Below are 15,239 nucleotides of genomic sequence, written 5' to 3'. Positions count from 1 at the left end.
TGCAATCAGCTAGAAGTTGTAAAAAACTCAACAGAAATCAGCAAAAAGAATCAAAACCTGAATTTTTTATAATATTTAGGAAAAATTGGCTGGGGTACCTGGATTCGAACCAGGGAATGCCGGTACCAAAAACCGGTGCCTTACCGCTTGGCTATACCCCAAAAGATAAAATAATTACGCTAGCGTTCGCGCCTTATAACGATTTTTACAACTGTACGCAATATGCGAAAGCAGAAGTACTCGCTTTTTCTGCTTATAAAAGCTTAATTTTGTCATTATATCATAAAAATATATTGCTAGCTTTTAAGAAAATTACACTAAAAAACTAATTTAATGTATATTTATAAATATCACCTTCTCCTTGCAGTCATGATTTTAATACCCAGTATCTATTAATAGTATAAAATTCATAGATATCTACGTTTGCCAGAATATACAAATCAAAAAAAATCGTATTTTTCAAGAATTAAAACATCGAAAAATTGATAAAAATACCATTGCGGTAACTATAATTATAGAAATTATTCAATTGTAAAGCTTATAAAATAATTTATCACGACATGAATTTAAAATTGTAGAAAATATCTCAATTATCTATCTTTTTCTTATATTAAAATAAAAAATAATTATTTGCTTTGAAAATTTAGCCATATCTTATAATTTTAATTCGTCGTTTGAAGAAAAAGGAATAGAAGCTATTTCTGTATCGAGAGCGTCCATAAAAGCGATGATGAAGGCAGCATTTGTACCAAAATCTCTTGGTAAATGGCGCGAAGTAGCACGCATATCAACAAAAGTTGTATTTCCTTCATCTGTTAAGCGAATTACAATATCGGAAATGAAATTTAGGCAAATAGTTTTTGCTATTGTTGCAATATAAAATTCGTTATCTTCGTTCTTGATATTTTGTTGCGCCAGCACCGGCCAGCCACGAGCTGCTAAGACATTAAAAATTGATTTACGAATATGTTCAGGTGAGCCGTCATAACGACGTCCTGACAATTCTGGCCATTGTGACATTTGTATTGTAGCTTGTTTATTCAAATCATTTTTGAAAGGAAAAGAATCACTGGGACGTAGAGTACGGAAAAAAACTGGTGGTTTCTGTGTATCAGTAGAAACGTCATAAATAGCTGGCAAGGTAAACCACCATCCAGTAGATAGTACCAGCGGTGTGGCAGTGATTAACGAAAAAATGATACCTTTCAGCGCTTTCATTCCACCTTGGGTACCATATGTCCATAAACTATAGAGCGCTTTGATAGCAAGAAAAAGAGAGAGGAAAATACAACAAGCAGAAAGGATTATCAAAACGATAAAATCACTTATACGAAGCATAGAATAGCGTTGTAAAAGTGTTGAGAATAATAAAATAAGAAATGCCAATCCACTGAAACGAGGAGACCAGACCGCTGCCCTTGAGGTGAGCGAAACATATTCCTTTTTCATGAAACGTTTTTCCCCAACAAAGTACTCTAAACAAAATCTTCTTCAGATTTTATATTTAATGATATAGGTAAATAAAGCACTCACTTTTGAAATCAAGAGCACTTTAAGCGATATACATTTTCAGTAGTTAAAGCTAATTTGTTCTTCAGAATAATGATCGATTTGTTTTTAAATAAAGTCATCTCTTATTTATGAATTGCCAGATAAATGAGTACTTAGGATTCGTAAAAAAATCAATGAAAGTACTTTGATTTTAATAGGTAATTTATTTTGATCAGAATATTTTATAGAAACAAGAAAAATATTTGCAATAGTGTTATTTTTGTTACAGACTTTGTAAAGGAATAGTAATATATCATAACGTGTTTTAGCAACGTGTTTTAGCAACGTGTTTTAGCAACGTGTTTTAGCAACGTGTTTTACAATTGGGATTTTTATATGAGAGTCAAATATTTAATAGCCGTTCCTGTTTTAATTGTTAGTTTATCTGTTGGAGTGCAGGCTAGTGATACGCCAACCCCTTCTGGTTTGAAATTAATTTCTGCTCCTTTTTATTCTTGGGGTGGTTTTTATTTTGGTGGGCAGATAGGAAGTTTTTCTAGTTCTACTACTTTACAGTATAATACTCTCGATGAAACTAAAAAATTGAATCTTAGTAGTAGGGACTTTACATCTGAATTTTCTGGAGGCACAGGTGGTTTCTACGCAGGTGTGAACTTTGAGTATGGTAATCGTTTTGTTCTAGGCGTTGATACAGATATCGTGTTCTCTAATAAACAGAATACAAAAGTGTTTTCTGGAAAAGATTCGGTTCGGTCACAAGATACAGTGCTGCAGGAGCGCAGTGCAAAAACAGGTCCAGTTCGAGAGATGGTAATTCAGACAAGAGACGGTCAGCAGATAAGGAGTAGTAATTCTGGGAGTAGTGTAACGAGAAGTGTTAAATCTACGACCTCTCAAGTGAGCGAGAGCGGATCACAAAATGTTAAAGGGCCATTGGTAGAGACAGTGGTAGTATATCCGCAAAAGGGGCATACATACGTATATTATGGAGAGGACGCAATTAATATCAGAATTCCTCCACAGAACGGTGAAGTGCCACTAATTCAATCATCGGTAACTTATCCAAGCTCGGGAGTGACACACGTGTATAGTGGCAACATAGTGCAACGAGGAGGTTCCACTTCTGAGTTTATACCACCATTGATTTCTGATGAATATATTCATATTTTAAAACGGAAATGGTTTGGTGCTACGCGGATACGTTTAGGTTTGTCGGTTGGTCGTGTTATGCCTTATATTGCTGGTGGTGTTGCTTATGCGAAGGTTCAGGGTATTTTTAAAAAGTCAATTAAGATAGGTATAAGTAAAGAAACTGTTCCTCTTAGTTCGTTCGATAGTGAAGAAATAATGACGGGCTACACTCTTGGTGGTGGTTTTGATTTTGCAGTGACTGATCGTATTCTGTTACGCGCAGAGTATCGTTACTCAGATTTTGGTGCAAAGGAATTCAAAAAAGTGGACCTTAAAGACTATAACGCTAATGATTTCCGTATTGGTTTAGCTTATAAATTTTAATTTATTGAAGCATAAAATTACTTAGAAGTTATATTTTTGCGATATGGAAATTCTCTTTATCGGATTTCTAATAATAAAAAATGTAATGCAATAAAGTATTATAATGTGCAGATTTTCTATTCTGATATAGACAGTTTTAGAGGTCTGTCTGGTGTAAGATGATTAATTTGGAGGACACAATAAGCCTATAAATAAGGCTTGTTGTGTTCTGTTCTTTTATATTATTTGTAGATTAACATATTCGATTTAAAACTGAATCTGTAAATATTAACAATGGGTATTTCATAAATTAAATAAATTTAAAAAATGAAATTAATGTAAGTTTTTATTAAATTTCAGCTGATTTATGAGAAGTGTATCTATATTCTTAGATGTGGAGATATGAGCTCTTCGAATAGTGAAAAAAGATAAAGAGTTTGGAAGCTTTGATTTTTTATTTCCTATATTTTTGTTCTTGATTTGGTCTATTTTTACAATAATTATCTAAAATATTACAAGCGATAGGTAAAGAAGAATATATTGATGCGGAAATCGGGTTGTTTTTTGTGCTTACTATCAGAAGAGAATAATAGATTTCAGTTTATGCAATTTAGTTTCAGTAAGCAAACCTTTATGGTGTAGTGATGGGAATAAAAGGTAAGAGTGCTAGATTTTAACAGAGCTTTTTTAGTAGAAAGTATCCTATTATACCGATATCTAAGGTGCTTTACCTAGGATAGCAAAAGCTGTGGTCATGAATGACAAAATAAAAAGATAAATCTGTTTAAATTGGTCTAAAAACGATAGAAATGAGCAATAATTCCTTTATTTTCTTAGATTTATAGTGAGAACAAGAGCATCCAATTTGTACAACAATGGCAGATATGAGACTGCTGTTTTTATTATGTTGGCTTAAGGAAGCTTAGTACATACAGGAAAGTGTATCAAGTATTGTCTTTATGTATTGCTGTTGATGAAGTTTTTGTCTTATTGGCTTGAAAGATCTGCAATCTATGCTTGCTTATAGTGCAGATCGTTTTTTTCAATTGTTCGCTCGTTATGGAAATATACTACATTATTCGTTGGAGCCATAAATGACAGCTTTTTGTTTTAGAAATGCAGGGTAGAAATCACTTTTTGGCTGAATCTATTCTGGAATTTTCTGATATTATGGGTATGCCAATTCTTGAACAGGAAGTCTTAATATTGCGGCAAAATATAAATGATGCTTTATTCCAAATTTTATTCAATATTTCTTTTATGGTTACTGTCAAAACTGTTTGAATAATTTACAGAAATTGGTAATCTAAAAAATTGTATTTCATTTTTCTTTGAGTGAAGATATTTAATTCATTAATAGTGAAGAAAATTGAATAGGTTTTTTGTTTAATTTGTTTAAAAGGCGTTGGGATTTAATTTATTTTACAGAATTCACTTGGTATTATTGAAATTATTTCAACTTCGCTTGGGAATTGTCTTCAGTATACACTTATATTTCATGTGAAGTTAAGCCAGTTAAAATGCTTCCTCATCTTTTTGTGCTAATCCATAGTTCGATATAATGAAGGTAATATGACAGTTTTTATAGGAGAAGTGCTTATTAAAATTTAGAAAAAGGAGCAATTCCATCAGTTGTGCAATGTATATTAATTCATTTTCCACATGCATAAATTAAGCCAATAATACAGCAAAAAGTGAGATATTTATTGCTTCTAGTCCTATCTGGGATCAGTTGAATAGAGTATTCATTATGATTCAGCTTATGAAATATGATTAAGATCCATAGAGAAAGAAAACTTTAACTCTTAAAAAAGTACTCATTGGCAACCTATTTTGGATGCTGCGATAAGGTAATCCTGAGTTCAATGATCAAACACACTAGGAAGAGTTTTGGTAAAGGCAGGTACAGAATATTTGCATGGTATGTTGAACATTACTTTACGGTCGAAAACTTAAGGATCGATAGCTACTAACTGTTCTTCTTTTTGTTATTTAAAAGTAATTTAATATTCTGGTCGCTCAGCAGATTAGGAATATTTGTTAGAATATGGTTGTTTCAAGGTAGTATTTTGATGAGTGATCAGATATCTTTAAAAAAATTATTATAATGTATATTATTCAATTGATATCAAACATTATTCGATATTTGCTCTTAAAAAGTATTATAAGTATCAAATTAGATTTGGGAGTGAGATTAATAATTAGAATTGAGGAGATTTTTAAATGACTTTTGAATTAGTTGAGTTACCTTATGATTATGATGACCTTTCGCCTTATATGTCACGCGAGACACTTGAATATCATCATGATAAACACCATCTTACTTACCTTACGAATACTAATAATTTTGTAAAAGATTTAAGCTTAGGGGATAAGAATCTTACAGATCTTATTAAAGAAAGCTTTGGAAAAAATCCTAATTTGTTTAATAATGCAGCTCAGTATTATAATCACAACCATTTTTGGAATTGGATGAAAAAAGGTGGAGGGGGGCAAAAGCTTCCTGCAAAATTAGCCAAAGCTATTGAATCTGATCTAGGTGGTTATGATAAATTCCGTGCAGATTTTATGGCAGCTGGCGTTGCTCAATTTGGGTCTGGTTGGGCATGGGTTGTTCTTAAAGATGGTAAATTAGAAATTATGAAAACACCCAATGGTGAGAATCCTTTAATTCATAATGCACAACCTATTCTAGGCGTTGATGTGTGGGAGCACTCCTATTATATTGATTACCGTAATGCTCGTCCAAAATATTTAGAGGCATTTGTGGATCATTTAATTAATTGGGATTATGTTTTAGAACTTTATGAAAGCTATGGGTTATAGGAGGAGTATATAAATTCGTTTTAATTAATAAAGGCTTCAAATTTATAATTTCTGAAGCCTTTTACAGGGTAAAATATTGAAGTTAGCAGTTGTTTTTTCCTACTATTTTTAGCATGTATGCATATATATATGCAATTTCTTCTAATTTTGCAAAACGCCCAGCTGCGCCGGCGTGACCTGTATCCATATTGATACGCAATAAAACTGCATTATCATCCGTTTTTAAATCACGTAATTTCGCTACCCATTTTGCTGGTTCCCAGTATGTTACACGAGGATCTGTTAATCCTGCAATAGCAAGAATGGGAGGATATTGTTGGGCCTTGATATTATCATAGGGTGAATAGGAGGCAATAAGATTATAATCTTCTTCAGATTCAAGAGGATTCCCCCATTCTGGCCATTCTGGTGGGGTGAGAGGCAGCGAAGCATCAAGCATTGTTGTGAGGACATCAACAAAAGGAACGTTTGCGATAATACCAGAAAAATCCTGTGGGGCTATATTAGCTATAGCACCCATTAACATTCCTCCTGCTGAGCCGCCATAGGCAATTAACCGATCATGAGAAGTGAATTTATGATTGACGAGATGACGTCCACAAGCAATAAAGTCGTTAAATGTATTTTTTTTAAAGAGATGTTTTCCTTTTTCATACCACTCCGTTCCCTTTTCTTTTCCTCCGCGAATATGGGCGATAGCATAAATAAAACCTCTATTGACTAGCGAAAGTATATTGCTATTGAAATTTGCAGGAATAGAGATCCCATATGCACCATAGCCGTAAAGGAGGCAGGGCGCTTTACCATTAAGATCGATGGTTTTATGATAAAAAAGGGAGATGGGGATTTTTTCTCCATCATGTGCAGTTGCCATAATACGTTGTATTATATAATTATCTTGATTATGTCCAGAAGGAATTTTTTGCGTTTTTAAAAGGGTTTTCTTGCGACTTGTTATTTCATAATCAAAAATCTGATTAGGAGTTGTCATAGATGAATAAGAAAATCGAATAGTTTGGCTGTTGTATTCTGCTGCACCTTGCAAATCTAAAGAATAAGCTTCCTCTGTAAAGGCAATGGAGTGCGTCTGTTTAGTGGCACGATCCATGATTTGTATACGAGGAAGTCCTTCAAATTGTTCAAGCCAAATGAGAAATTCTTGATAGGCGTCATGGAATAGGATGAGACGCCCAAGTTGATGTGGCACAATCTCAGACCAGTGTTCTGATTGCGGTGATATACATGGTGCTACCATAATTTTAAAGTCTTTTGCATTGTCTCGGTTAGTGAGAATGTAAAAGACATCATCTCCTTCTGCGAGTGAATATTCAATGCCTTTTTCTCTTTTTCGCACACATTGGGGAGGCGTGAAGGGAGCATTGGCAGGAATAAGCCAGATTTCTGATGTTTCATGATCATGAATATTGATATAAATAAAATCATTCAGCTTAGAACCGCTTACATGTAAAAAAAACCCAGGATCATTTTCACAAAAAATGAGCTTATCTTGAGCTTGATCGGTATTTAATCGGTGATAGTAAAGCTCTGAAGGGCGATGATTCTTATCCATTTTAGTATAAAAAAAGCCTTCAGAATTTGCATCCCACACGATTTGTTCAGATATGTCAGTGATTGTGTCAGTATAGTAAGGCAATACTTCAAAATTATGAATTTTAGCTGTGTAATATTCAGAACCTTTATCATCGTAAGTCCATGCAGCATATGCATGATTAGGAGATATTTGGACTGAACCAAGTTTAAAATAATCTTTACCGTTGGCCAAAACATCACCATTAAGGTAAACGTCTTTTTCTCCACCATTTCTTGGTGTACGAAAATAATGTGGTTGTTGGCCTCCGGTCACATAAGAAACCCCATAGGCAAAAGGGCCATGTTTTATAGGAACAGAACAGTCATTTTCTTGAATACGGCTTTTCATTTCTAAAAAAAGTAAATCTTGTAATGATTTTGTATCAGCCATTTGATCCGATTGATAGGCATTTTCCATTTCTAGATGGTATCGAATATTTTCGTCAAGACAGCTGGTTTTTTTTAAAACATCTTGCCAGTTTGAGGCACGCAGCCAATGATAGGGATCTTCGCGGTAAATACCGTGATGAATTTCTTTATGAATAATTTTTGGGGGGGTGGGAGGGAGTATAGACGAGCGAGTCATGCATAATCCTATAACAAGGTGTGAATATTTTCTATGTGTTAAATCAAAATTATTGATAGATTAATTAAATTTTATATCTGATAGGATATTATTTATTTGTAAAAAATAAGTTAGATAGATTTTATAATTGATGTACTATAATTTTATTCATGATAGCTGTTTTTTATTATGAAAATTAAAAATAATTGCTTAAATTATTTTTTGTTCAGAAAAGAATAATTGTGATCCAAAATTAAAATTGTTCGACCTAATATCGATCTAATATAAGGTATGACTTTATTATTTAAAATAAAAAACTATTTTTATATTATAAATTTGCATTCGACATTTTTAGTTCTAATTTTATGCTTCTTTGTTATACAATATGACCACAAAGAGAAGTTTATTTGATTTTTTTGTGTTAATGCAATTTTATAAAATAATTGAATTGACAAAAAAGATTTTTGTACAATATGAAACTTATATGTGTATAATCTCGTTATTACGAGTGTAAATACAATGATGTCTCGGTTAAAATTAAAGGAAATAAGAATGGAACATCGTCCAGTCCTAGAGACTGAAAGCAATTTAGTTATTACGTTGGTTGCCGATATTGTTGCTGCTTATGTGAGTAATAATTCGATACGGCCGGTGGAAGTGCCAGGTTTGATTGCTGATGTTCATGCTGCTTTTCTAAAAGCGGGGAGTATGACATTAGCGGAAATTGAAGTCGAAAAACAAAGGCCAGCTGTCAATCCAAAACGTTCAATCTTTCCTGATTATCTTATCTGCCTTGAAGATGGAAAGAAATTTAAGTCTTTAAAGCGTCATCTTATGACACATTACGGGATGTTGCCCGAGGAATATCGTGAAAAATGGCAATTAGACAGCTCTTATCCCATGGTCGCACCTAATTATGCAAAAGCGCGTTCAGCTTTGGCTAAAGAAATGGGGCTTGGACGTAAAAGCGAAAAAAAGAAAATTAAGTAGTTGCGTTATTTCAAAGGCATTGTCTTAAATTTGAAATCTAGAAGTGTTTTTTAGGAAACGTCTTAGTGATGAAGATTTAATATACTTTTGGCGAAAAGAGTTTTGTTTTTATAGAAAGCTTTCGGCACGAATTCGTTTAATCATTGCTTTAAGACCATTAGATCGTTGTGGTGTTAAATTTTCGTTCAGGCCAAGCTTTTCAAGAAGTTCTTCAGCATTAGCTACACGGATTTCAGAAGCTTTTTTGCCTGAATAGAAAGTAAGAAGGATATAGATTAGGCCACGTACAATATGGGCATCGGAATCCCCTTGGAATGTTAATACTGGATTTTCTGATTTATCTCGTGAGGAGAAAAGCCATACTTGACTAACACAACCGTGCACTTTGTTAGTGTCGTTTCGTTTACTTTCTGGAAAAGGGGGCAATTCATAGCCGAGCTCAATTACATAGCGATAACGATCTTCCCAGTCATCAAGTTGAGAAAAGTTCTCTATAATATCATCGATCGTTTTTGTCATAATAAACGCTTTCTTGTTTTCTGGAATGTTTTTATGATGCTTCTTGTTGAGAAATAATGACCTTATTTTTAATAAAGTTAATGAAAAGTACTGAAAGAAATAAGAGTATTTTTTACAAGCTCATTTTATTTATTTTCTTTCGGGTTTTTCATATCTGTGCTGGAGTAATCTTCTTGGGGAGCTCTCGTATTTTTATTGCTCAATGTATGGTCAAGATATTCATAGATAATTTTTGAACCATTACGTGCGCGTTCACTCATTGAGTCTAAAAAGGATTTTCCGATTTTACAAGCCTCTATGTTTCGTTCACAGAACATTCCTAAATCATTTATAGTTTTCTTGAGAGCAACAATCATATCTCGTGTTGTTGCATCAGTTTTTTGAGAGGAGGAGGGATTATTATTGTTTTGCTTCGTTGTAAAAAACGAGATGATTATAAAAATAAAAAATAAAAAAAATGCTGATTTTATTAAAAAACGTATCATATTAGACCAATATGCTGTTATTATAAATGAATATGAGGGTAACTTATAATATTTTTGATGCAATATTCATAATGCTTAATATTTTATGAAATTGGGCATTCATTTTGAATGATTTACATCATGAATGATATTATAAAATATATATTTTTGTATTGTATATAAGTGGTATCTTATCATTGTTTTATTAAAAATTTAACATTAAATTTGTCTTTAGATAGAAAGCATTGAGAATATATATCATATGTATTTAAATTAGAGTATAAATATGATATAAAAGATATAAATAGTGAGCTCTAATGATCTTTAGATTAATGTGTAGAATGCCGTGTAACTTTTTGCATTGTGCTGTTTTTTATGGATAGTTTTAAACAGAAAAGTACTTTATAATCACTCTCTTCTAAAATGATTGGATGAAATTTTAGGTTTTTGAAATTAATCGGCAGAGATATAGAAATTTTTGGTAAAATACAGTCATTTTTTAATATTACAGCGTAAAGCTAGTATGAAATGATAGCTTAAAATCCAGATAATAGGCTGACTTAGTCCTTAGTCTTTTTTCTCACTGTTCAAATGATCCATAAGATTTTCATATTTTTAAAAGTGAAATTTTATTTTTATAGCAAAAAAAATAATGCAATTTGCGTTAAAAAGATTGCGTGTTTTTTTTATTATCTTGTAAATTTCAAATACAGCTATAGATGAAGTTTAGGGAATTGATTAAATATTAATGGTACGGGTTTTCATTTGCGTATTATATTATATCTGAAATAATTGTACTCATTTAGTATTATACAAAGATGTAAATTTATTATCACACTATATTTAAAAAATGTATGTTATAAAGTTTATTCTGTGTTTTACGATAAAGCTTAATTTGATTTTAAATGTTATCAAATATATGTACAAAAGAAATATAATTAAATTAATTCTACAATGCTAATGAGATAGCGATAGAGAAATAATTGTATGAGGTAATAGCTTAGTATGGAATAAAATTCTTTATAGTAGGGATTTTTATTCGTATGAAGTTCTGTTGAATGTAAGATCAACGGATATAGAATTATAATATAAACATGTTTTTCACTAACTGAAAATCAAAATAATATCTGTTAATTTCTATTATGGTAAATAAACGAAAGAAACGAAAAAAGAAATCTATAAAACAATGGAGTATTACCATAGCATTTTTTGCAGTAATGTTCCGTTTTATTCTTTGGTTAATAAAACAATTTTATCGCCGTGTATGTGCAAATGCTTGTTTAGTTATAGGCTTTTTTATTTTTATTATAAGTTTTGGTTTTTTTTTAATTAATGCATTGTTTTCACAAATAAAAACACACCAAGATGTATTGACTGATATTAATTTAGCATTGGTTTCAGTTGTATCAGAAGATACTATTTTATCTAAATAACCAAAAAGAATCTAGGCTGATGCTCATTTCTGTTTCTATTGCAAGTAGTTTACTTAAGATTTATATTTGCGCTGACTGTAAAGAGTTATATTAGGAAGCTTATTGGATACGCAGCAGAAATTGGCAAAATTAAAATGATCCATGGTCATTTATCAAAAAAATATTTTGTTATAAATAATTATAGAGTTATAGTTTTTATTTATTATGTATAGTGTATTAAAGATAGCAAGTGTTTCAATAACGATATTGAATACTTTATTAAAGAAATTATTTTAAATGTTCTATTTTTGATATCGTTTAAAGAAAAGAAACTTTATATTCTTTCAGCTCTTAGAGAAATCATTATTTGTGTAGAAGATTAAAAGGCTGAAAATAATTTTAGATAGTCAAAAATATTTACATTTGTCCAGAATAGAAAAATTGATCATAAGATTTTGATTAGAATACTGAAGTTGATTTGTTCAATGAAAGATTAGGACACTTATCATTCATTGAATATACGACAAGTTGCTTTTGCAAGAAAGGATTCAGTTTCTTTTTTTTCAAGTAGAGATGGAGTGAATACACGTAAAATAGCAAAACCCTCATTTAATTTTTGAGAGACTAAAACTGAATGAAGGGTATGTTCAATTTTTGATTGTTTGAGTTTTGTTATTTGTAGAGGGCTTCCGATAATGAGATTGATCTTAGCATTTGGGGCTGTTTTATCGTTGAGATTGTAGAAAATAATTCCGTCGTTTGTATAAGCTGATAATGACCAAAATTGTGTTGTTTGTGGAGTGGTTAAGTGAACAGGACCATTGTCTAGATTAAATTTGCATACTTTAAGAAGAAATAAAGGATCCATTGATTGGCGAATAGGATTATCCGAATTCAGGTCGGCAAATTGATAAGGATGTCCTATTTTTTCAAGTTGTGTCCATATATTATTTCGTGTGTAATGAGGAATGAACAGTAAAGTACAAATATGAACAATGATCGTACTGATGCCTATAAGAAGAATTGTATGAATGAATTTAAACACATTTTTCTCCTGATGGAATTCGTTCTACGGAGGGCATCATAGGTTTTCGTAGTGCTGTTGCAGAAATAATTGAAGTGTCATATAAGTTCAGAATAATTCCAAATTCTTTTTTACTCGTTGATGCAAGCCAATTCCCTGTTTGCGGTGTTGGTGAGATATGTATCCGTAATGAACCATCATTTTCATAAATTACGTTGTAAGTGTGGAGTGCAGAAGGAATATTATTTGTTGAAGTGTAAGGTTTAAGGAATTTGTCAGCTAGATACAGAGTAAAGAGACGCGTTTCAGGAATGTGTCCTGTAAGTAAATAATGGCAGTTGGGACGTAGCGGATGTCCTTGGTTATCTGTCCAAAGTTGGAAAATAAGATTTTCTGGATATCCAAGAGAAATATCACCGCGCTTTGCAGTGCGTGCGCGGGTGTAAGGATCAGCTTTAGGTGTTCCTATGTGTAAATAGCTCTCCCATTCTCTAATCTTTAAACTATCAAAATCTATGGCAGTATTAAGCATATAATTAACGCTGAATATTCCAAATATAATGGAAAAAACGAAGATTAGAAAAGTAAAAATGATATTAAAAAACACTGTAGGATACTCAAATTGCATTCGTTGAAGAAAAAATAGTTTTCGTATTTGATAAGGTCATATTTGGTAATTTTTGTAAGTCTTTGTTGATAGAACGTATAGCGTTTAATGTTTCTGGTGAGAGTATTTTAGGCAATGAAGTTATATAAGAATTATCATGGGAAGGATTCATTGGTGACTGATAAGGTAAAATAGAATTTTTTACACCATAGAGTGGTTGGAGAACTGTATTTTGATGTGCGTAGAGCATAATGCGATGCCATATCATGGCGGGAATAACACCACCAAAAGCGCGATTCATGGGTGAAAAATTATCATTTCCCATCCATACAGCACCAGTATAATTACCAGTAAAGCCAACAAACCAAGCATCACGATAGGCTTGTGATGTTCCAGTTTTTCCGGCAACAAGTGACATGGGCAGCGCTGCGCGTTTACCAGATCCTCGTGTGGTAACACCAACGAGCATTTGATTCATATAAGCAGCGGATTGTTCACTGATAACTTGATATGGTTTGTTACCGTTCCGTGTCCAATCCCATATGATATGACCATCTATTGTGCTAATTCGTGTAAAGCCGTGGCGATTTCCAGCTATGCCTCCATTAGCGAAGACATTAAAACCAATTGCTTGATCCATTGGTGTCATATTGGATGTTCCTAAAACCATGGTCTTGTGTGATAAAATATGAGAATTAATACCCATATTTTTAATCAAATTTCTGATTGGTTCAGTATTACGATTAAGATATTTGTAAGTAATATAGACAGGTATTGTATTAATAGAAAAGGCTAAAGCAGTTGCTAAATCGACATTGCCGATATAACGGCCAGAGTTATTTCTTGGCGACCAACCATCCCAATGGATAGGTTTATCAGATACTATAGTATTTGGGGATAATCCATGTTCCTCCATGGCAGTTGCATAAACATATGGTTTGAACGAAGAACCAGGTTGTCGACCACCTTGTGTTGCTCTATTAAATTGGCTTTTTTCATAATCAAGTCCTCCAACAATTGCACGTACAGCTCCGTTATTGTCAAGAATAACGGTGGCTGCTTGTGTTGCGTGATATTGTTGGCCATATTGGTATAGATAATATTCGATTGCTTCTTCTGCTGCTCGTTGAATATTTGGATCAAGGGTTGTTTGAACAATTAAGGTGCGGCTTGGTAATTGACTGCTGATTTGACGTATTTCATCAAATGCCCAATCAAGAAAATAATTAGGCTGACTGTTTTGGGCTTTTGTAATAATCTTGGCAGGTTGGCGGTATGCTTTGATAATTTGGCTATCCGTCATAAAATTACTGTCAACGAGATTAGATAGAACTATATTTGCACGTGCTTGTGCAGCAGGTAAATTGCTATGAGGAGCATATTTGGTTGGTGCTTTGAAAAGACCAGCTAATATAGCGGATTCTGCTAAGGATATGTTGCGTATATTTTTATCAAAATAAAATTTTGATGCTGCTGCAATACCGAAATTGTTTCCTCCCATGTATACGCGATCGAGGTAGAGTTGCAAAATTTGTTTTTTGCTAAGATTTGCTTCTAGCCATAGAGCAAGATAAGCTTCTTTAATTTTACGTGTTATGGTTCTTTCATGTGTTAAAAATAAATTTTTAGCGAGTTGTTGTGTAAGGGTTGAACCACCTTGAACGATAATTTTAGCTTGTATATTTTGTATAATTGCTCGTATAAGACCGTAAAAATCAATTCCCCAATGATGAAAAAAACGTCGATCTTCTGTTGCAAGAACTGCTTTGATAAGATAATCAGGCATTTCCTCTACAGGGACGGATAGAGCTGGTAAAGCTCCACGGTGTCCAATAGAATTTCCATAGCGGTCCAGAAAAAGAATGGAAAAATTCTTCGATGAATACCAATCTTGTTTTGTTAATTCAAAAACAGAAATACCGATGATGGTGAATAAAGTAAAAGCAATCACCCCTAATGTTAATGTTTCATCGAGAATTTCAACGATACATCGTTTCCATCCTCGTACACGAAAACGTTGCGAAATAAGGGCTGTTCTATTCCAGAAGAAATTGTGACAAATACGAATATTGTAAAGTGTTGTGTCTAGCCACGCATCTAATTCAATAAGTTTAGGGCTATGGAATGGTTTATTTTGTTGGATTTTCTTTTTTTTCAAAAAATCAAACATAAAAAGCCTATGATAAAGTAATGCAATTAAATAATCTGATAATAATTATATGGAGTATAAGAACTT

Annotated in this window: 12 protein-coding genes and 1 tRNA gene; 5 read left to right on the top strand and 8 right to left on the bottom strand. The window is 32.5% G+C overall.

Annotated features, from left to right (window positions below):
• Positions 1 to 86: 86 nt before the first annotated feature.
• Positions 87 to 161 (bottom strand) — tRNA-Gln (locus B11cv2_RS04785).
• A 493-nt stretch (positions 162 to 654) separates the two neighbouring features.
• Entirely contained in the window at positions 655 to 1,449 is a 795-nt protein-coding gene (locus B11cv2_RS04780; protein ID WP_100693554.1) for a DUF1499 domain-containing protein, read from the bottom strand.
• 438 nt (positions 1,450 to 1,887) lie between these two features.
• On the opposite strand from B11cv2_RS04780, the gene B11cv2_RS07520 reads away from it, so the two are divergent.
• The 3 genes from B11cv2_RS07520 (at position 1,888) to B11cv2_RS04770 (ending at position 5,832) form a co-directional block, all read left to right on the top strand.
• Positions 1,888 to 3,027: an outer membrane protein gene (locus tag B11cv2_RS07520; RefSeq protein ID WP_245406964.1), complete on the top strand. Its 1,140-nt coding sequence runs from the start codon at positions 1,888 to 1,890 to the stop codon at positions 3,025 to 3,027.
• 1,116 nt (positions 3,028 to 4,143) lie between these two features.
• On the top strand, positions 4,144 to 4,290 hold the full coding sequence (locus B11cv2_RS07150; protein ID WP_158521547.1) for a hypothetical protein: 147 nt from the start codon (positions 4,144 to 4,146) through the stop codon (positions 4,288 to 4,290).
• Positions 4,291 to 5,229: 939 nt separating this feature from the next.
• On the top strand, positions 5,230 to 5,832 hold the full coding sequence (locus B11cv2_RS04770) for a superoxide dismutase (RefSeq protein WP_100693553.1): 603 nt from the start codon (positions 5,230 to 5,232) through the stop codon (positions 5,830 to 5,832).
• Between the two features lie 82 nt (positions 5,833 to 5,914).
• On the opposite strand, the gene B11cv2_RS04765 is transcribed toward B11cv2_RS04770, so the two are convergent.
• Positions 5,915 to 8,008, bottom strand: a complete 2,094-nt coding sequence (locus tag B11cv2_RS04765; protein ID WP_100693552.1) for a S9 family peptidase — start codon at positions 8,006 to 8,008, stop codon at positions 5,915 to 5,917.
• A gap of 531 nt (positions 8,009 to 8,539) precedes the next feature.
• Here B11cv2_RS04765 and B11cv2_RS04760 point away from each other — a divergent pair.
• A complete protein-coding gene (locus B11cv2_RS04760; RefSeq protein WP_100693551.1) occupies positions 8,540 to 8,977 on the top strand; it encodes a MucR family transcriptional regulator in 438 nt (145 codons plus the stop codon).
• Between the two features lie 108 nt (positions 8,978 to 9,085).
• Here the strand turns inward: B11cv2_RS04760 and B11cv2_RS04755 are convergent, their stop codons facing one another.
• Both B11cv2_RS04755 and B11cv2_RS04750 read right to left on the bottom strand, forming a co-directional pair.
• A complete protein-coding gene (locus B11cv2_RS04755; RefSeq protein ID WP_100693550.1) occupies positions 9,086 to 9,496 on the bottom strand; it encodes a SufE family protein in 411 nt (136 codons plus the stop codon).
• Positions 9,497 to 9,621: 125 nt separating this feature from the next.
• Entirely contained in the window at positions 9,622 to 9,981 is a 360-nt protein-coding gene (locus B11cv2_RS04750; protein ID WP_100693549.1) for a DUF5330 domain-containing protein, read from the bottom strand.
• 1,121 nt (positions 9,982 to 11,102) lie between these two features.
• Between B11cv2_RS04750 and B11cv2_RS04745 the strand changes: the two genes are divergently transcribed.
• Positions 11,103 to 11,393 carry a hypothetical protein gene (locus B11cv2_RS04745; RefSeq protein ID WP_148664928.1) on the top strand — a complete coding sequence of 97 codons (291 nt, stop codon included), beginning with the start codon at positions 11,103 to 11,105 and terminating at the stop codon, positions 11,391 to 11,393.
• A 484-nt stretch (positions 11,394 to 11,877) separates the two neighbouring features.
• Here the strand turns inward: B11cv2_RS04745 and B11cv2_RS04740 are convergent, their stop codons facing one another.
• From B11cv2_RS04740 to B11cv2_RS04730, 3 genes are read right to left on the bottom strand one after another with little or no spacing between them, the layout of a single operon-like run.
• Positions 11,878 to 12,417: a hypothetical protein gene (locus B11cv2_RS04740; protein WP_100693547.1), complete on the bottom strand. Its 540-nt coding sequence runs from the start codon at positions 12,415 to 12,417 to the stop codon at positions 11,878 to 11,880.
• Complete coding sequence (locus B11cv2_RS04735) at positions 12,410 to 13,003, bottom strand: DUF1214 domain-containing protein (RefSeq protein WP_100693546.1); 594 nt, start codon at positions 13,001 to 13,003, stop codon at positions 12,410 to 12,412. Before B11cv2_RS04735 ends, B11cv2_RS04740 begins: the two co-directional genes overlap by 8 nt.
• Before the next feature lie 10 nt (positions 13,004 to 13,013).
• Entirely contained in the window at positions 13,014 to 15,173 is a 2,160-nt protein-coding gene (locus B11cv2_RS04730) for a transglycosylase domain-containing protein (RefSeq protein WP_100693545.1), read from the bottom strand.
• Positions 15,174 to 15,239: the final 66 nt, after the last annotated feature.

Origin of the sequence: Bartonella sp. 1-1C (assembly GCF_002810325.1) — a bacterium.
Classification (GTDB): domain Bacteria; phylum Pseudomonadota; class Alphaproteobacteria; order Rhizobiales; family Rhizobiaceae; genus Bartonella; species Bartonella rochalimae.
The sequence above is the reverse complement of the archived record's forward strand: the minus strand, read 5'-3'. Positions and strand labels throughout refer to the sequence as shown.